Source organism: Methylophilus medardicus (genome assembly GCF_006363955.1).
GTDB lineage: Bacteria > Pseudomonadota > Gammaproteobacteria > Burkholderiales > Methylophilaceae > Methylophilus > Methylophilus medardensis.
Map to the genome: position 1 here is coordinate 718,005 of NZ_CP040948.1, position 18,100 is coordinate 736,104.

Genomic DNA, 18,100 nt, shown 5'->3' on the forward strand with positions numbered 1-18,100 from the left:
CATGTTTAAGGTCGTGGTTCCGGCTCGTTTTGCGAGCACCCGTCTGCCGGGTAAACCTTTGCAGGATATCGCCGGCGTGCCCATGGTGATCAGAGTGGCGCAACAGGCGCAAAAAAGTCTGTCAAGTGAGGTTGTGATTGCGACAGATCATGAGGATATCTTGCAGGTGGCCCAATCTCACGGAGTCCGTGCGTTGATGACGCGGGCTGATCATGTGTCTGGCACAGATCGCATCGCTGAAGTGGCGACAAGGATGGCTTGGCCGGATGAGATGATTGTGGTGAATGTGCAAGGGGATGAGCCTTTGATCGACCCAGCACTCATCAATGAGGTGGCCCAAACGTTGGCTGACGATACGCAAGCGGTGATGTCCACTGCCTGCCATCCGATCGATTCCAACGATTTGCTTGAGAATCCCAATGTGGTCAAAGTGGTGTTAAATGCCAAACAGCAAGCGCTCTACTTCAGCCGAGCTGCGATCCCGTTTCCGCGAGATGCAGCGCAGCGCCAAGGGTTTAGCGCGCAACGCCACATTGGCATTTATGCTTATCGCGTCGGTTTTCTCAAACAGTATGCGCATTTGCCGGTAACCGCGCTTGAGCAAATTGAAAGTTTAGAGCAATTGCGCGTGTTGTATCACGGCTTTCAAATCGCCGTGACGATCACGCCACATGCCCCTGCCAGCGGCGTGGACACGCCTGAAGACCTGGCTTTAGTACGTCAGCTTTTTAGCGACTAAGTGGATGATTAGACGCTGAATATAAAAAAGCCTGCTTACGCAGGCTTTTTTAATGTGGTCATTAAACGCGCTAAATTAGCTATTTTTCTGACGACGGAAAGCAATTGTACCCATCAATGCCAACCCTGCGAACATCATGCCGTAAGTTTCTGGTTCTGGCACTGGTACAACGATTGGGTTGATAGTGTAGCTACCTTCGTAACGACCACCACCGATTAGATTGAATTGCAATGTGTAGTTGCCTGCAGCCAAGTTGGATACGCTAAAGGTGTAGCGTGTCAAGTCAAATTGGCTTAATGGCAGAATGACTGGTGCGTAAGTGAAAGTGCTGTCAGAGTCACTAACTAAAGTGATGCCTTGGTACAAGCCTGAGTTGTTGTCTTGCAACAATCTTAGGCTTGGGTCAAGAACACCACTCAAGTCAAAGTCAAATGCAGAGCTAATGCTAATTTTGCTTGTTCTTGCATCGCTTGAACCAGACAAGTCTGTACCGCTGAAAGTAGTAGTGGTGCTGGTGGCGAAGGCTGAAGTGCTAGCCAACAAAGATGCTGCGATTAAAATGTTTTTAAACATGTTTTATTTCCCCGATTGATTTATTACTAAACTAAATGATGTATTGCTAAACTGATTGAACCGAATTATGACAATATTGAGACTTTCACGAAATAGCCCGTTAGGGCTAATTAAGCACCCGTAGTGAGGCGCTTGGCGTGTCAGTTTCTAAAAATAAAGTAGACGGCACCCATCATGCAAATCCCCGCCCACAAATAATCCCATTTGAGAGGTTGGTGCATATACATGAGCGCAAATGGCACAAACATGACCAACGTGATGACTTCTTGCAGAATTTTGAGCTGCGCCAGATTGAGTTGCGTGAAGCCAATCCGGTTGGCAGGTACCTGAAAACAGTATTCTATCAGGGCGATGCCCCAACTGACAAGGACGGCAATCCACAGGGGCTTTTGATGCAGGTCACGCAGATGCCCATACCATGCAAACAACATAAACAAGTTGGCAGCTGACAACAACAAAATAGTTTTGATCAGGGGGTAGGACATACTTTTGGCCAACAAGCCTGTCAGGTGATGCCCTTAACGGCCTCACCTGTGCAGAGATTGAATTAAATGGCGGCTTCGCCGGTTTCGCCGGTGCGGATGCGAATGACTTGTTCAACAGAGGAGACGAAAATCTTGCCGTCACCAATTTTACCGGTGTGTGCGGCTTTGATAATCGCTTCAATGGCGCTATCGACCATGTCACCAGCTAAGATCACTTCAATTTTAATTTTTGGCAGAAAATCCACCACATATTCAGCACCGCGATACAGTTCGGTGTGGCCTTTTTGACGACCAAACCCTTTAACCTCTGTGACCGTCAAACCATTGACGCCAATCGCGGATAATGCTTCACGCACTTCATCCAGTTTAAAGGGTTTAATGACGGCTTCTACTTTTTTCATACGCGCTCCGTGGATAAAACTTTAGCTAGCATTCTACGCAAGCAATGCTTTTAATTCAAATGCCATTGTCGTTCGGTTAGATTTAGGCTTGGCACCAGCGATTTAAAATTTTAGCTGGCAAGTAATTGGGTAACGGCGATCTTTACCAAAACCACGTTCGGTAATCCGAACGCCCACAGCCGCTTGCCGACGTTTGTATTCATTGCGGTCAATCAGACGCGTGACGCGTTCGACATCTGCCGGCGAGTAGCCCAGATTCACAATGGCGTCGATACTGAGGTCTTTTTCAACATAGGCTTCCATAATCGCATCCAGCACTTCATAGGCCGGTAAGCTATCCTGATCGGTCTGGTCAGGCCGCAATTCGGCGCTGGGCGCTCTGGTAATGATGCGCTCGGGGATAATGGCGCTCAGTTGATTGCGATACACTGCTAGCCGATAAACCAATGTTTTCGGCACATCTTTGATCAAGGCAAAGCCGCCAGCCATGTCCCCATACAGGGTGCTGTAACCCACTGCGGTTTCAGATTTGTTGCCGGTGGTGAGTACCAAGCTACCAAATTTATTGCTGATGGCCATTAGTAGCATGCCACGAATTCGTGCTTGTAAGTTTTCTTCTGTAGTATCAAATGATTTGCCGGCAAAGGTTTCGGCCAGAGTCTCACAAAAGCCATCAAACAATGGCGCAATCGGTAACACGCTATAATCGACATCAAGCAGGCGTGCCATCTCGGCGGCATCCTCAACACTGATACCTGCGGTGAAAGTCGAGGGCATCATCACGGCTTTCACACGTTCTTTGCCGAGGGCATCCACCGCAATAGCCAAGGTGAGGGCCGAGTCGATGCCGCCGGATAATCCTAATACAACCGCTGGAAACTTGTTTTTATCTACATAGTCTCGCAAGCCCAGCATGAGTGCTTTGTAGACGGTCGCCTCGGTCGATAAAGGGGCGCAAATGTCTGTCGCTAATGGTTGGTTATCTTGTAGGGTGAGATAGCCCAGGTGTGCTTCAAACATGGGCATTTCTTGCACCAAGGTGCCTTGACTGTTCATGCTAAAGGAGGCGCCGTCAAACACGAGTTCATCTTGGCCGCCGACCAAATTGGCATAAATCATGGGTAGGCCGGTTTCCTTGATGCGGTCCCGCAAGACTTGATAGCGGGTCGTTTGCTTATGCAAGTGATAAGGCGAGGCATTGATTGTGAGCAATACTTGTGCCTCGGCTTGCAACGCTTGCAGTGCAGGGCCAGGCACCCAGCTATCAGCGCAGATTAACAGCCCATAGCGCACGCCATGCCATTCAAACACTACAGGTAGCTCGCCTGCTTCAAAGTAACGCTCCTCATCAAACACACTGTAGTTTGGCAGATGATGTTTATGATAAGTGGCTTGGATGCGGCCCGAATGGATAACCGATGCGGCGTTGTAACGCTTGCCTGAGAGGGCATGCGGGTGGCCAACAATCACCGCCATGTCAGCCGGTAAGCGTTGTTCCAGCCACTGCAATGCGCGCTGATTGGCTTCGTGAAAGTCTTGCCTGAACAGCAGATCCTCTGGTGGGTAGCCACACAAGGCCAGCTCTGGGGTCAATAACAAACGCGCCCCTGCTTGATAGGCTTGATCAGCCAGCGCCAAGATTTGTTCAGCATTTTGTTGCATGGCGCCGACCATGCAGTTCATTTGTGCGATTGCGAGTTTCATGGGGTTTTCAATGGGGACCTGGGTTAGTACTTACCGCCAGCCGCCTTGATTAACTCAACCATTGCGGGGTTTTGTCCTTTGAGCGCATAAACGTAAGCGGTGAGGCCATATTGGTCACGTGTTTTCACATTGGCATTGTGCGCCAATAGCAGGCTGGCCATTTCAGGGGCGTTATTGCTCACCGCCAAATGCAGCAATGGCGTGCCCTCACTGTCTTTATGGTTCGCATCCGCTTTGTGTTCTAGTAAAGCTTTAGCGACCTCGGTCTGGTTTTTAGTCACGGCCCAAGTGAGGGCTGTCCAGTCATGCTCATCCTCTTCGTCCACCTTGGCGCCATGCTCCAACAGATAAATCGCTGCCGGCACATGCCCCTCTCTGGCGGTGATCATGAGCGCGGTGGTGCCTAATTTGTCTTTGAGGTTGGCGTCTGCACCATTGGTTAGCACGGAGGTAATCGTGGGTACGTCACCACTCTTCGCCGCGTACATGAGCGCAGTTTTGCCGTCTGACGACTTGACGTTGGCATCAATGCCACGTGCGATGATTAAGCCGACGATTTCGCTAAAGCCAGAGGTTGCAGCCAAGCCTAGCGCGCTCCATCCGGCAGGGTCTCGTACTTTGACATCGGCCCCTTTTTCTAACAAGGCTTTGACCGCGTCCAGATTGTTCTTTTTAGCCGCAAACATCAGCGCAGTCCAACCGCCCTGATCTTTGGCGTTGATTTCGGCACCATGCGAGAGTAATTCACGAATCACTTCTGCCTGATTTTTACGCGCGGCATACATGAGGGCAGTGATGTGATCACTATCAGTCACATTGGGGTTTGCACCACTTTTGAGCAGTGCTTTTACTGTGGCCAGATCACCTTTAGAGGCAGCGATCAACAAATACGAGATATTAGCGCTCGGGTCTATGCTGGTCTCATCAGGCGCTGTTTTATCGGCAGCAACGCTCGGCAAAGTGACCCCCAGCAACAGGCTGGCACTCACGCAGAGAGCGCTGAGCCAATAGAGGGTCTGGGGGCGATGCTTCATGCCGTTTCCTTTATTCAAGTGGTTGCGCGTTTGATTGCTTCTAGGACGGCCTCACCGAGGCCTGCCGGAGAGGCTGCCACAACGCAACCCGCAGCTTCTAGTGCAGCAATCTTGTCTTCGGCACGCCCTGAGCCGCCCGAAATGATGGCGCCGGCATGGCCCATACGTTTGCCTTTGGGGGCGGTCAAGCCGGCGATATAAGCCGCCACTGGTTTTGTCACATGATGCTTAATGAAGTCAGCAGCGGCTTCTTCGTCACTACCGCCAATTTCACCCACCATAATGATGGCTTCAGTTTCAGGATCTTGTTCAAACAGCGCTAAGCATTCAATAAAGTTCAAGCCTTTGACGGGGTCACCACCGATGCCAACACAGGTGGTTTGGCCCAATCCTAGCGCCGTGGTTTGATGCACTGCCTCGTAGGTGAGCGTGCCTGATCTAGAGACCACGCCTACTTTGCCGCGTTTGTGGATGCTCCCCGGCATGATGCCGATTTTGCATTCATCCGGCGTGATTACGCCAGGGCAGTTGGGGCCAATCAATTTAGTGCCATTGGCACGCAAAGCGGCTTTCACGTTTAGCATATCCAACACGGGGATGCCCTCGGTGATGCAGACAATCAATGCAATGCCCGCATCTGCCGCTTCTAAAATAGAATCCGCTGCAAACGGTGGCGGCACATAAATGACACTCGCATTGGCTTGGGTTTCTTTGACCGCTTCGCGCATGGTGTTGAATACCGGTAGATGCAGATGTTGCTGTCCGCCTTTGCCGGGCGTCACGCCGCCCACCATTTTCGTGCCATAAGCCAGTGCTTGTTCGGAGTGGAACGTGCCTTGTTTCCCGGTAAAGCCTTGGCACAATACTTTGGTATGTTTATCGACTAAAATCGCCACGACTATGCCCCTTTGCTTACGGCTTTAACAGCTTGCTGGGCACCGTCAGTCAGGCCTTCAGCTGAAATAATATTCAATCCGCTATCGCGAAGCATTTGTTTACCCAGCTCAACGTTGGTCCCCTCGAGACGGACAATCACTGGAATCGTCATGCCTACTTCGCGGACAGCGGTGATAATGCCGGTCGCAATGATGTCACAACGCATGATGCCGCCAAAAATGTTGACCAGAATCGCTTTGACATTGCTATCTGCCAGAATAATTTTAAACGCCTTGGTGACCGTTTCTGCGGTCGCCCCACCGCCCACATCCAGAAAGTTGGCGGGCATCCCGCCATGCAGCTTAATCAAATCCATGGTGGCCATGGCTAAGCCCGCGCCATTGACCATGCAACCGATATTGCCATTTAAGGCGATGTAGTTGAGGCCACTGTGGTGCGCTTCTGCCTCTTTGGCATCATCCTGCGACCAATCACGAATTTCGGCAAACGGTTTCTGGCGATACAGTGCATTGTCATCGACGGTCATTTTACAATCGAGCGCCACCAGTTTACCGTCAGTGGTGACGATTAATGGATTGATCTCAAGCAAAGCCAAGTCGTTGTCTTTAAATAATTTATACAAGCCCTTGGCGAGTTTGGTGAACGCACCGATCTGGTCGCCGCTCAATTCAAGACTAAACGCCAGATTGCGTGCTTGGAAATCGACCAAGCCATTAAGCGGGTCACAAACTTCTTGCAGAATTTTTTCTGGTTGGGTGGCGGCGATTTCTTCAATGTCCATCCCGCCAGCACTTGAGGCTACCATCACCACACGCTCGAGGCTGCGATCAACCAACATCGACAAATAGAGCTCACGGGCAATCGGTAAAGTTTGCTCAACCAACACTTGGTGCACGGGTTGACCATCTGGTGCATTTTGGTAGGTGACCAAGTGTTTACCCAATAAGCCGCCGGCGACCGTTTGTGCCTCAAGCGCGGATTTGACCACTTTGACACCACCGGCTTTGCCCCGTCCACCGGCGTGCACTTGGGCTTTAACGACCCATGCGTCTCCCCCTAGTTCTTTGGTGGCGGCAGCCGCAGCTTCTTCTGATTGGACGACTAGACCGGCCGGGGTTGCCAAACCGTACTTTTGCAGTAGCTGTTTGGCCTGGTATTCGTGCAGATTCATGAACGTAGGGGGCTTTAGTTGGTTAAGCTGCTATTTTCGCGCAAATACCCCATCAAGGCTAGACTACAAACAAAAAAACCGTACACGTGTACGGTTTTTTGTAGCCTAGCGGATTAAAGGTCTTGCGCCCAAGCGTTGCCGTAGACTTTTGCGTGCCGAGACATCACCAGCATTTGATACATGCTGACGACCCACATATAGCTCGAGGCGAGACTGTATCCAATGCCGCCGATGATGGTCAGCCAAGCAAAATGTGGCGATAGTTTGGTCAGCCACCAAGACATCACATCGATAATCAAAAAGCCGAATGGAAACGCAATGGCAATAATTTTTGCCGTTTTAGGCACATTGACCGCAAAACTAAAAATCAGGCCAATAAAAAAGAAAATAAAACTGATGCCAAACAGGTGGATATGCGACACGCGGGTCAAACCACTAATGGTCGCGCCATCATTGACTTCGGCGCGGGATTTCACTTCTGCGTATTTGGTGAAGTCAGGAATGCCAGGAATCTGGCTATGACACATGACGCAGTGCTTGGCGAACACCGCTTTGTAATGTGACTCCCACTGGGCTTCAGGGGCGCCTTGTTGCGCCCATTTGATGATGTCTTCGCGGACTGCGAGAGGCGCTTTGTCCGACATGGAGCCATTTAATTTACTGGCCAATTTAGTGCCGCTACGGTCACCATAATAGCTGTAGACAATATCATCCACAGATAAGCCAAATTTGCCATCAGCCATACCGTGCGTCAGCATGATTTGCAAGCCGGCCATGCCTAATCCGACCCCCACTACCAATAGATAGCCGATAAAAAGCGCTTTGAGCGGCAGTGGTAAGTTAGGCAAGTTCAGCCAAGACAACGTGTGTAAATCTTGTTTCATAGGTTCCCCGGGAGTGTCATTTTTCGTCAGGATACCATTGCTGCCAGCAAAGCAAAAACAGAAAAACAGCTTTAAAACAGCCTGTACTCAGTGTTTGGGTGGGCTGCTGGTATACTTGCGCTTTTGCTTAATAAGTAGATTCAGATCATGCGTTTAGTTGTTCAAGGCCCTGCCATCACTATGGCACACTTGTCTCACATTCATGGCTTAATCGGCGGCCATACTCAGTTTATGCAGCTTGCGGCGCATGCGTATTACCTGCCGGTGAGTGAGGGTGATTACCTCGATGTGAAAGCATTTTGTGCCAGCCAACAGATCGATTGCGCATTGGTCGAAGATCGTCAACGCTTATCGCATATTGGGCTGTGCGTGATGGACATGGACTCGACCCTGATTGCCATTGAATGTATTGATGAGATCGCAGACATGATGCAACTCAAGCCTCAAGTGGCGGAAATCACCGAGGCCGCCATGCGTGGTGAGCTTGATTTTTCGGCCAGCTTACGTAAACGCGTCGCCTTACTTAAAGGCTTGCCTGCAAGCGCATTGCAACGTGTGATCGAGGAGCGTTTAACCTTTAATCCAGGTGCGCAAACCTGGGTCAATACTTGTAAGCAAAATGGCATTAAAACCATGGTGGTTTCTGGGGGCTTCACTTTTTTTGCCGATTACGTCAAAGATACCTTGGGTTTGGATTACGCCGTTTCTAATACCTTGGCTATTACGGATGGCAAGCTCACGGGGGAGGTGGTCGGCGAGATCGTCGATGCCCAGCGCAAAGCCGATGAGCTCATTCACTTGCGTGACGCGCTTGGGCTGGAGGCGTCGCAAACCATTGCAATCGGGGATGGTGCGAATGACCTAGCTATGATGCAGGTGGCAGGGATTGGGGTGGCTTATCATGCCAAGCCAGTGGTGCAGCAACAAGCGATGTATGCGCTGAATATTGTCGGCTTGGATGGGGTGGCAAATCTGTTGACGATTTAGCCCTGGCCTAGCCACTGACTGGTGCGCAAGGGTCTTTTAGCCCCTCATCGATTGCGCCGTTGCAGGTCATGAAAAATAAATAATTGATTTATTTATACTTTTTTTGAAAATAACGTTTGCTATTGTGGCGGTTAAGGCGCATAGTGGCGTTTCGCGAAGTTCAAGCATTGTTGTTTTCTCTGGTGTTATCTTTCGGTTCTATCGTTAATCCCGCTACTTGACCCTCGCCCTAAATAGGGGAAACCCTTTCATTTTTTAAGGAAATTATTATGGCTACAGGTATTGTAAAATGGTTTAACGATGCAAAAGGTTTTGGTTTCATTACGCCTGATCAAGGTGGTGACGACTTATTCGCGCATTTCTCAGAAATTCAATCTGCTGGTTTCAAAAGCTTGGCAGATAACCAACGCGTTTCTTATGAAGAAACTACAGGCCCTAAAGGCAAACAAGCGTCTGCAATTCAAGTGATTGCTTAAGCACGTGCGTTTGGGTGAAACTCACCCCCGATAAAGCCCGTTTGTACGGGCTTTTTTGTTTTTTATTATAAGGATACTAAATGGCTAAAGAAGAATTGATTGAAATGCAGGGCGCCGTCACTGAGATTTTGCCGGATGCACGCTACCGTGTGACCTTAGAAAACGGGCATAAACTGATTGCTTACACGGGTGGCAAAATGCGCAAACATAAAATCCGTATTTTGGCGGGTGACAAAATTACCATCGAAATGTCACCGTACGATATGGGCAAAGGGCGTATCACTTTCCGCCATCTGCCACCGCGTAAGCCTTCATAGGGCGTTTTTAGCCGGTCTCAGCATTTAAATAGGCTAATTCAATATCGCTAAACCCAGCGAGTTTGCGGGCCTCCATATTAAAAGGTGGCCGCAATGTGGGGGCTTGATATTGTTGCCTCAGTCTTTCAAAGGTCACCACAATATCCAGTCCGCGCTGATCGCATAAAAACTGGAACCAACGGTTGCCAATGGCCACATGGCCGATTTCGTCCCGTAGAATAATATCCAGAATCGCTGCCGCCGCATGATCCCCTGCTTGCGACAGTTTTTGTTTTAATGGGGGCGCGGCATCCAGTCCGCGGGCTTCTAAGGTGCGCGGCACAAGCGCCATGCGTGCGAGTACATCCGATTGCGTCTTTTCCACCATCTCCCAGAGGCTGTTGTGGCCATCAAAATCGCCATAATCAAATCCCAGCGTTTGCAAATGCGTGCGCAGCAATGAAAAGTGGTAAGCCTCTTCTTTTGCCACTTGCAGCCAGTCACGGTAAAAGTCGAGCGGCATATCGGTAAAGCGCCAGACGGCGTCAAGGGCTAAATTAATCGCATTAAATTCAATATGTGCCAATGCATGAATCAACGCCGCACGTCCTTCTGCGGTATTCATGGCGCGGCGTTGAAGGTGTTTGGGCGGCACCAGCGTCGGTTTGGCGGGTCGCCCCGGAATCTGCGCTGCTTGTGCTTGGATCAAGCGCGTGGGGTCGAGTAAAAGTGTGCCTGCGCCAGCCGTCTCCCACAGCGAAAGTGTTTGTGCACATTTTTGTGTGGGATCACACAGTGTCAATGCTTGAAGGGCGAGGGTTCTCAGGCAGGCGGTCATAAGCTTGAAATTTTACCGTGAATCGGCTGCCAATGTGTTGTGTTGTTGGATGTGTTAGCCCCGGAAGCACGGTGATGTTGGCATTGTGGTGTTCTGCAATCTCAGCCACGATCGCTAGACCTAAGCCACAACCATTGCCCTGATTGGGATCCAGACGGTGAAACCGCTCAAAAATGAGCGCCGTCTGATCCGCTGGAATGCCAACGCCACTGTCAGACACTTGTAATTGCAGTTGCTGGCCTGTTCGCCATAAACGAATTTCAATCAAACCTAGCGCCGGCGTGTATTGAATGGCGTTTTCTAGTAGGTTGTTAAGCATCTCTGACAGCATGAGTGCGTCGCCAAGAATCGTATCCTGTTGGGTTTCGATTAATACTTCCAGCTCTAGTTGCTTGTCTGACGCTGGGCCCACCCAGCGAGCACATTGCTCATAAATAACGCTGGTGAGCGACACTGGCTGAAGCTCTAGCTGACTGCTGGCTGCATCTGTTCTAGCCATGCTGAGTAAGCGTTGGATAAGATGCGACAAGCGCGTGGTGCTGCGCAACATATAATCTAATGGCTCTTGCAAGGCGGCTGGCGGCTGGCTTCTTAGTGCCAGTTCTGCTTGCGTTTGTAAGCCTGCAATCGGAGTGCGTAATTGGTGAGAGGCATCGGCAATAAATTGCTGCTGCTGTTGTAAGCCGGCTTTAACCCGAGACAGCAGGGCATTCATGGCGTCTACCATCGGTTGCAATTCTAAGGGGGTTGAGGTGGTATCTAAGGGGCTCAGGTCGCGGTGTGAGCGTTGGTGCAAAGACTGACGGAGGTCTTGCATGGGCTTCAGTGCAAAGTGTATGCCCAGCTCGATGACAATGGCGGCAAGGATCATCATCAACACTTGTGGTAACACCATTTCTTCGACCATTTCTGCCACCATCGCGTCGCGTTTGCCAGTGGTTTCGGCCATCGTGATCAAAATATTGGGTGCGTTGATTGATTTGCTCTCTGGTAAGCCGAAGGTGACTGCGCGAATCGCTTCGTTTTGATAGCGGCTGTTGTAATAAACTTGCTGGTTGCCAGCGGGTGGTTTGGGTGGCAGTGGCAATTGCGCCTCCCCAAACACCAGTTTTCCTTGCGCGGTACTAATGCGGATATAAATGCGGTCACCTTCGTTATAGCTCAGTAGGTGACTTGCGACTTCAGGGATTTCGATCTTCACTTCGTTATTGGCATCAATGACTACTTCATCAGCCAACGCCAGCACTGTGCGCAACAGTGCCTGATCATAGGCTTGTGTTGCGTAGAGCAGTGCGCGTGAATAAGACAGTACGGCAGAAACGCCCAACACCAGTAGCATGGTTAATAATAACCACAACCGTAATTGGTTTTTAAGTGAGCGTGGCCCCGTCATATTAGGCATGTGAGGATGGATTCAGGTGTTCCGCTTCTAGCATATAGCCCAAGCCGCGCACGGTACGGATGTGCGCGCCACTCGGTTCGATTTTTTTGCGTAGGCGATGAATGTAAACCTCAATCGCATTGTCGCCCAAGGTTTCATCCCAATTACACAGCGACTCCATGATTTGCTCTTTGGCGATGATCTTTCCCATGCGCATCATTAAGGTCTCTAGAAGGTTAAGTTCGCGTGCCGACAATGTGATCGGCTGGTCATTGATACTGGCCAGTTTGTTAGCGACATCCAGTTTTAAATTACCACATTGCAACGGTAAGTTGTTGCCCAATTTGCTGCGGCGGATTAGGGCGCGTACCCGTGCTTCAAGCTCTTCGAGATGAAAAGGTTTGGTCAGAAAGTCATCCGCCCCTAGGTCTAAGGCTTGTACGCGGGTGGCGACATCTTCGCGGGCGGTCAAAATCAGCACCGCAATCGGGTTGGCAGTTTGTTGGCGTAAGTGAGCGAGTAACTGCATACCATCCATGATAGGTAAGCCTAAATCCAGGATGACTAAATCATAAACGTCATCTTGAATCGCCCGCAGGGCTTGTTTGCCATCCGTCACATGGTCGACCGCATATTGTGACTGTGTCAACGCCCGCACCAGTCCATTGGCAATCACTAAATCATCTTCCACAATCAATACACGCATGATTGATACCTGTTGAATAGAATGTGCCCAGTGTAACTCAAGGCTGGCAGGTTTTTCGTTTGTAAGTTTTGTGCAAGGCTGGCGTAAGTTGGCTGTAAGCCACGGGGCGTATTCTGCAGTTGTGGACAAGACGTGCTTTGTGCCACGAGGTCGGATGAATACAACATACTACAAGCACCATAGCGATGAAGGAGCGACCATGACGAAGACCAAAATGCTGTTATTCCTGTCAGGATTCATTTTTTCTGCTTATGTTTTTGCTGGGACGAATCCTTCGCCTCACGACCAAATTGAGATGCAAAAACATTTGAAAGTAGCCAAACACGCTGGTGCGCAGCCAGTGGTCAACGCTCCAAAAGAGATTGACAAAAAAACTGCGCAAACCAAGTCACTGTGAAGTTGCCTTCGCGCGCTGAATTCCCTGCAGCGCGCGGAGGTAATGAGCGGTTTCGTGTGTATCCTCTCACTTAACCACGCGCAAGCGTGGTTTTTTTTATTTGTGATCTGAAGATAACGGGAGGATATCCAGCTTGCCTGCTTTCATGTCCGGCACCAGCAGGTGATGATCGTCTTGGCTTAGCGCAATATCTGCAGCGGCTTGATAGCCCGATTTGATCAGCGTGACTTTGCGTTTTGCATCTACACTGAATATATTGCCGGATTTCCAGTCGCTGACATAAATCATACCGTTGGCTTGTTTGACGATGCCATCGCCACCGCCGAAGCCCTTCGCGACCTCTTCTAGTGTGCGGTTGAGCAAGTTGTAGTCGTATAGCACCCCAGAAGTGAAGTCGACGATCAAGAGATGTTCGCCCTTAGCATCAGCCAGCAACCCATTTGGCGCCAAAATACGTGCATCAATACGATCATCCAGCAACAGGCTCAGCGTGCGTTGCGGTGTGACTTTGTAGACCACACCACCTTTGCCGCTCCCTAGAATATCTCCACTGTCACTGATATACAGATTGCCATTCGCATCTGCGCTTAAGTCATTTAAAAATTGCGGTATTTTCGGAAAATCTGTTGCGGCTAAAAACACTTCAGCGTGTGCTGGTGCCTCGTTTAGGGCAACACGCAATACACGTGCTTTGTCAGCAATGTAAAGATCATTGCCGATAATCATCAGGCCTTTGGGGTCGTCCAAGCCTTGTAATAATACTGATGTTTTGCCATGGTCAATCACGCGGATCTGACCATCCCCATCTTGCCCAAAGCCATTAATCTCGGACACATAAATTTTGCCATCGGCGGCTTGTATGACCGACTCTGGCGTGAGTAAGCTATCGACGGGAGTCAAGCCATGCGCCTGACAAAGGCAGCTGAACCCCAGCGTCAATGCGGTGAGCGAACTGCGCAACCAAGTGCGTTGTGAGAATGACATCTGCATAAACCCTCCTAGAAAAAAGCCTTGGGTTGTGACAGGGTGTTGATGCTATTGCACAAGGCCTGATAGGTTTGCACAGGGGTTTGCGCCAATGATTGTTGGAAAGCAGGATTTTGCTGCAACTGGCTGATCACCTGATCAAAGGCTTGCTGATAAGACTTATGGGTAGCGTTTTCTACGTTATAGGTTAACCATCCACGAGATTGTCCCAGGCCTTTCACCGTCATCAGTGGTTTGCTCAAGGCGGTTTCAGCCGTGGACTGGCTGTAGACTTTGGCCGTGATCTCACTGTAAAAAATACCACTTTGTGGGTTGTAAAACATATTGGGCTCAATCACGATTAAGGCTTGGCCCTTGGCATCCGCCTCGCAGCTGGACGTTGTGTAGTTTTGCGCTTGAAAGCTACTGAGGCCGACGGTTTCGGCCGCTTCTGCGCGGTTATGCCAATAATTGAGATAAGGGTTAAGTAAGCGCACCGGATGCTGATAAAAAGACTCTGGCACTTGAATAACCAGCGATGATGGTGTGCCCGCTTGGCTCACACCCATCCAACCCAAACACAAGGCTATCGTGATAGACCATAAAATTCGTTTCATATATTGCTCCTGAAAAAGCCACTGTAGAGACGCTACAGCGAGCGAATGCGATAAATCCAGCCAGTCAGGTCATCGGATACGTATAGCCAGCCATCGCTGCCGATGATGACATCCACCGGGCGGCCCCAGACCTGTTTCCCTTGTAACCAGCCACTAATGAATGGGACGGCTGCTACCGGTTGTTGGTTCCTAAATTGTACACGCAGCAGGGCATAGCCGCTCGGTTGTTTGCGGTTCCACGAGCCATGCAATGCCACAATGGCATCCTGTTGAATCTCTGCGGGTAACCGGCTTTGATGCAAGAAAGTCAGGCCAATCGGCGTGCTGTGGGCGGGGAGTGTTAGCGCAGGCCCCTGCGCCTGCTGGCAAGCCCCCGTCTCGCTGGGCATGTTGGGGTCTGGCATGAGTTGTCCTGGTGCCCCAGGCTGACCCCAGCAATAAGGCCAGCCATAGGCTTTGCCCGCCTCAATCCGGTTGAGATGCTCGGGTGGCAGATCATCGTCAATAGGGCCGTTTTGCATGTCGCTGCGGTTGTCCGAGCCATTATTGGTTGCAAACATTTCTCCGCTGTGTGGATGCCAAGTAAAACTCTGAGTGTTGCGCAGACCGGTCGCCCAAATGGCGCTTTGCGCATGGCGGCCAACCGTGAGCAAGGCGCCCGCTGGTCGACCCTCGGCGGTGTAGCGTAACAGGGTTGCCCGCATCGGCTGCTCTTCGATACATACATTACAACTGGAGCCGACATTGACAAAAACATAACCATCCGGGGACACTTTGACCGTTTTGAGGCTGTGGCCCCCACTGGGCAGATTGCGAATCCATGGCTGCGGGCTTCCCCAAGCGTCACCTTGTTTAGGCAGTTTCACGACACCCGTTTGCTCGGCCACCAGTAGATCGTCTCCCAGCATGGCGAGCCCTTGGGGGGCATTGAGCCCCTGTGCGATGACTTCGACTTCGCCCTGTGCGTTCAAGCGCAAAATGCGGCCTGTATCAGTTACACTCACCAATAATTGCCCATGCGTGTCCAGTGCCAGCATACGCGGTGCGCCCCAGGCACTCACGTCACTAAAGCGTTCAATACGGAGTCCGGCGGGTAAGCTTAGGCTCGATAATGCGGCGTCAACTTCAAGAGGTTGCGCCATCGCCTGATGCAAGCCCAGGGCACTCAATATCCCGACCAACCCATGCAACAAAAAATGCGAGAGCGATTTGGCTGGGGCGCTTTGCGCTTGCACCGATGTCATGTCAAGGTATCCGCCCAGATATTTTCTGCCCAAGCTTGTGCATATTCCCCTTCTTGCACGGATGCTTTGCTGGAAACACCGCCACCCTCTGCCGCTACCATCGATTTCTTCGCCGGGTCGTAACGGTAAACGTTGGCCACGTGGATGGCTTGCCGATCGTCGACAAAACTGTAGCAGGTATTCGCAAACACTGGCAGCGGGTTGGGCGCCTGACCAGTTTGCAGATCAATGATAGCGGCAGCACATATTTTCGCTTGCGAGGTGGCCATGTGCGCAGATTTTGGCAGACCAGCTGAAATGCTATCGCCGATAATGTGCACCTCAGGCGCGATTGCCGAGGCATAACTGACAAAGTCTACCTCACACCACCGCTGATCAACATTGTTCAGGCCTGCAATTTGCGCTACTTTGCCCGCCAGTTGCGGCGGAATCACATTGAACACATCCGCTTGTACGGATTCAAAGTCGGTTTTCACCGTTTTACTCAGCACATCCAGTTGCAATATTTCGCTGTTGTTGTGGTATTCAATGATGCCTTGGTACGCCCCCTGAAAGCTTTGTAAAAACAATCCTTTTTTTGACACGATGTCCGCATTGGCATCCAAGATGATGACTTTACTGCGCGGCTTGTGATGCTTGAAATAGTGCGCCACTTGGCAGGCCCGCTCATAAGGGCCAGGAGGGCAGCGATAAGGGCCTGCGGGGATGGTCATGACAAAGATGCCGCCATCCGGCATGCTTTCTAGCTGCTGACGCAATTGCAGGGTTTGTTTGCCGGCTTTCCATGCATGCGGGATATCAGGGACCGGCTCGGACATGCCAGCGATTTTGCTGTAATTGAAATCGACGCCCGGCGCGATGACCAAGCGGTCGTAAGCAAGATTGCCACGGCTTAAACGGACTTGTTTATGGTCGAGATCAACTGACGTCACGCTGTCCTGAATCCAGTCTATGCCATGTTGCTTGCGTGCCAATGCATAACTAAAACTTAAATCATCCATTCGTTTGCTACCGCCAAGCACTAGGTTGCTTTGCGGACACGAAATGAATTGTGGGTTGGGCTCTATCAAACTGACTTTTAGATTGCCCATACTCCAGTCGCGCAAATACTTGGCTGCAGTTAAACCAGCAAAGCCACCGCCAACAACCACAACATGTCCGAGCGGTGGTTTGTTGGCGCGGGCAAAGGCAGGTAGGCCACTAAAAGCCAGTCCACCGTAAATGAGCGTGCGCGCAAATTGTCTGCGTGAGGGCATGTGTGGGTGGTCAACGCGATGATCGGAGGCTTTCATTATTGCGCTCCCAGAAACGATTGGTGCGGTAACGCTGGCTGAGCTTTTCTAGGCTGTTGCGCAAAGTAGGTCGCCAATGCGCTAATCTCCTCATTGCTTAGGCCTTTGGCATGGTGATGCATGACCGTTGCGCTCACTGAGCCATCCTTGAAACCCTGCATACGTTGTGTGAAGTAGCCTTGATTGAGTGCGGCCAGCGAGGGGGTGCCGCCAGCGCTGTTGCCATTGGGCCCGTGGCAAGCTGCGCAGGAGGCTGCAAGTGTCTGAATGGCCGTCGTGTCTTGTGCATAGACCGGAAACGAGGCGATAGCGATAAAGCACCATCGCATACTGGCGTGTAAGAGTGTCATGCTTCCCCCAACATTGGTTGTGATTGTGCACACATTATTCTAAATGCGGCCACCAGCGTGAGTGACTGCGGTTACATTAGACTAGTCTGATGATCGCTGAATGCAAAAACGGCCATGCAATGCATGACCGTTTTAGATTTAGATCACCGCCAATGGCGAGTGATTAAAAACATTTTTCTTCCTGGCAACCATCATTTTTGGTGCCCAGTTGCGTGAGCAGATCAACCATTTTTTGGTTGTTTTCTTCTTTAAAGTAGCGCACCAGCGACACATCGCCTTTGAGTTTGATGTTGACGTCTGCACCCGCGGCAGCGAGATATTTCATCGAAGTGGTATCGCCAATGAATGCCGCCATGTGGAAAGCCGTGTTGTGGCTAGCCGGATGGATGTAGTTCAAGTCAGCACCCTTTGAAACCAAGTATTTCACGACATCCAGCTTGCCTTTAGAGGCTGCCATTTGCAGTGGCTCCCATGCGAAGAATTTTTGTTTTACCAGACTCGGGTCTGCTTCAACAAATTTTTTCACCACTTTAACGTTACCCCCCGTGAGCGCCTCGGTAAACTCCATGTATTCTTCGTCAGACAACGCGAACGCCTGCAAAGCAAACGACAGTGAGAACAAGGCCACTAAAAACTTAATTGATTTCATAATCTCTCCAAAC

At 50.7% G+C, this 18,100-nt stretch carries 22 protein-coding genes; 5 read left to right on the plus strand and 17 right to left on the minus strand.

From position 1 onward, the window contains the following. Nucleotide 1 precedes the first annotated feature (1 nt). On the plus strand, nt 2–739 hold the full coding sequence (gene kdsB, locus FIT99_RS03485) for a 3-deoxy-manno-octulosonate cytidylyltransferase (protein ID WP_140002999.1): 738 nt from the start codon (nt 2–4) through the stop codon (nt 737–739). A 75-nt stretch (nt 740–814) separates the two neighbouring features. Here kdsB and FIT99_RS03490 read toward each other — a convergent pair whose 3' ends face one another. The 8 genes from FIT99_RS03490 to FIT99_RS03525 form a co-directional block, all read right to left on the minus strand. Further along, nucleotides 815–1,312 carry an FxDxF family PEP-CTERM protein gene (locus FIT99_RS03490; RefSeq protein WP_140003001.1) on the minus strand — a complete coding sequence of 166 codons (498 nt, stop codon included), beginning with the start codon at nt 1,310–1,312 and terminating at the stop codon, nt 815–817. 140 nt (nt 1,313–1,452) lie between these two features. Beyond that, nucleotides 1,453–1,797 carry a DMT family protein gene (locus FIT99_RS03495; protein ID WP_189524779.1) on the minus strand — a complete coding sequence of 115 codons (345 nt, stop codon included), beginning with the start codon at nt 1,795–1,797 and terminating at the stop codon, nt 1,453–1,455. A gap of 62 nt (nt 1,798–1,859) precedes the next feature. Beyond that, complete coding sequence (locus tag FIT99_RS03500) at nt 1,860–2,198, minus strand: P-II family nitrogen regulator (protein WP_140003003.1); 339 nt, start codon at nt 2,196–2,198, stop codon at nt 1,860–1,862. A 102-nt stretch (nt 2,199–2,300) separates the two neighbouring features. Continuing rightward, entirely contained in the window at nt 2,301–3,902 is a 1,602-nt protein-coding gene (locus tag FIT99_RS03505) for an NAD+ synthase (protein WP_140003005.1), read from the minus strand. A gap of 23 nt (nt 3,903–3,925) precedes the next feature. Next, on the minus strand, nt 3,926–4,936 hold the full coding sequence (locus FIT99_RS03510) for an ankyrin repeat domain-containing protein (RefSeq protein WP_189524780.1): 1,011 nt from the start codon (nt 4,934–4,936) through the stop codon (nt 3,926–3,928). Between the two features lie 14 nt (nt 4,937–4,950). Continuing rightward, entirely contained in the window at nt 4,951–5,832 is an 882-nt protein-coding gene (gene sucD, locus FIT99_RS03515) for a succinate--CoA ligase subunit alpha (protein ID WP_140003007.1), read from the minus strand. Between the two features lie 2 nt (nt 5,833–5,834). Continuing rightward, on the minus strand, nt 5,835–7,004 hold the full coding sequence (gene sucC, locus FIT99_RS03520) for an ADP-forming succinate--CoA ligase subunit beta (protein ID WP_140003009.1): 1,170 nt from the start codon (nt 7,002–7,004) through the stop codon (nt 5,835–5,837). A gap of 113 nt (nt 7,005–7,117) precedes the next feature. Beyond that, on the minus strand, nt 7,118–7,888 hold the full coding sequence (locus tag FIT99_RS03525; protein ID WP_140003011.1) for an elongation factor-1 alpha: 771 nt from the start codon (nt 7,886–7,888) through the stop codon (nt 7,118–7,120). Nucleotides 7,889–8,035: 147 nt separating this feature from the next. Here FIT99_RS03525 and serB point away from each other — a divergent pair, with 147 nt between their 5' ends. The 3 genes from serB (at nt 8,036) to infA (ending at nt 9,668) form a co-directional block, all read left to right on the plus strand. Next, nucleotides 8,036–8,875: a phosphoserine phosphatase SerB gene (serB, locus tag FIT99_RS03530; RefSeq protein WP_140003013.1), complete on the plus strand. Its 840-nt coding sequence runs from the start codon at nt 8,036–8,038 to the stop codon at nt 8,873–8,875. Between the two features lie 269 nt (nt 8,876–9,144). Further along, nucleotides 9,145–9,351 carry a cold-shock protein gene (locus tag FIT99_RS03535; RefSeq protein ID WP_140003015.1) on the plus strand — a complete coding sequence of 69 codons (207 nt, stop codon included), beginning with the start codon at nt 9,145–9,147 and terminating at the stop codon, nt 9,349–9,351. A gap of 80 nt (nt 9,352–9,431) precedes the next feature. Further along, entirely contained in the window at nt 9,432–9,668 is a 237-nt protein-coding gene (infA, locus tag FIT99_RS03540; RefSeq protein WP_140003017.1) for a translation initiation factor IF-1, read from the plus strand. A 7-nt stretch (nt 9,669–9,675) separates the two neighbouring features. Here infA and FIT99_RS03545 read toward each other — a convergent pair whose 3' ends face one another. Genes FIT99_RS03545 through FIT99_RS03555 form a run of 3 tightly spaced genes read right to left on the minus strand, consistent with a single transcriptional unit; the run spans nt 9,676 to nt 12,572 of the window. Beyond that, nucleotides 9,676–10,485 carry a ferritin-like domain-containing protein gene (locus FIT99_RS03545; protein WP_140003019.1) on the minus strand — a complete coding sequence of 270 codons (810 nt, stop codon included), beginning with the start codon at nt 10,483–10,485 and terminating at the stop codon, nt 9,676–9,678. Continuing rightward, entirely contained in the window at nt 10,436–11,887 is a 1,452-nt protein-coding gene (locus FIT99_RS03550) for a sensor histidine kinase (protein WP_140003022.1), read from the minus strand. The genes FIT99_RS03545 and FIT99_RS03550 overlap by 50 nt, the downstream gene beginning before the upstream one ends. Continuing rightward, nucleotides 11,880–12,572, minus strand: coding sequence for a response regulator (locus tag FIT99_RS03555; RefSeq protein ID WP_140003024.1), 693 nt, complete (start codon nt 12,570–12,572; stop codon nt 11,880–11,882). Before FIT99_RS03555 ends, FIT99_RS03550 begins: the two co-directional genes overlap by 8 nt. A gap of 199 nt (nt 12,573–12,771) precedes the next feature. Here FIT99_RS03555 and FIT99_RS03560 point away from each other — a divergent pair, with 199 nt between their 5' ends. Beyond that, nucleotides 12,772–12,969: a hypothetical protein gene (locus tag FIT99_RS03560; protein WP_140003026.1), complete on the plus strand. Its 198-nt coding sequence runs from the start codon at nt 12,772–12,774 to the stop codon at nt 12,967–12,969. 96 nt (nt 12,970–13,065) lie between these two features. On the opposite strand, the gene FIT99_RS03565 is transcribed toward FIT99_RS03560, so the two are convergent. The 6 genes from FIT99_RS03565 to FIT99_RS03590 all read right to left on the minus strand — a co-directional run bounded on the left by FIT99_RS03565 (nt 13,066) and on the right by FIT99_RS03590 (nt 18,087). Then, nucleotides 13,066–13,959, minus strand: a complete 894-nt coding sequence (locus FIT99_RS03565; protein WP_140003028.1) for an SMP-30/gluconolactonase/LRE family protein — start codon at nt 13,957–13,959, stop codon at nt 13,066–13,068. A gap of 8 nt (nt 13,960–13,967) precedes the next feature. After that, nucleotides 13,968–14,552 carry a hypothetical protein gene (locus FIT99_RS03570; protein ID WP_140003029.1) on the minus strand — a complete coding sequence of 195 codons (585 nt, stop codon included), beginning with the start codon at nt 14,550–14,552 and terminating at the stop codon, nt 13,968–13,970. Between the two features lie 32 nt (nt 14,553–14,584). Further along, nucleotides 14,585–15,796 (minus strand): PQQ-dependent sugar dehydrogenase, encoded by a 1,212-nt coding sequence (locus FIT99_RS03575; protein ID WP_140003031.1) that lies wholly within the window; start codon nt 15,794–15,796, stop codon nt 14,585–14,587. Further along, entirely contained in the window at nt 15,793–17,088 is a 1,296-nt protein-coding gene (locus FIT99_RS03580) for an NAD(P)/FAD-dependent oxidoreductase (protein WP_140003033.1), read from the minus strand. The genes FIT99_RS03575 and FIT99_RS03580 overlap by 4 nt, the downstream gene beginning before the upstream one ends. Next, the gene (locus FIT99_RS03585) at nt 17,088–17,438 is read right to left on the minus strand and encodes a c-type cytochrome (protein WP_140003035.1); all 351 of its coding nucleotides are present in this window, start codon (nt 17,436–17,438) and stop codon (nt 17,088–17,090) included. Before FIT99_RS03585 ends, FIT99_RS03580 begins: the two co-directional genes overlap by 1 nt. Before the next feature lie 163 nt (nt 17,439–17,601). Further along, complete coding sequence (locus tag FIT99_RS03590) at nt 17,602–18,087, minus strand: ankyrin repeat domain-containing protein (RefSeq protein ID WP_140003037.1); 486 nt, start codon at nt 18,085–18,087, stop codon at nt 17,602–17,604. Nucleotides 18,088–18,100: the final 13 nt, after the last annotated feature.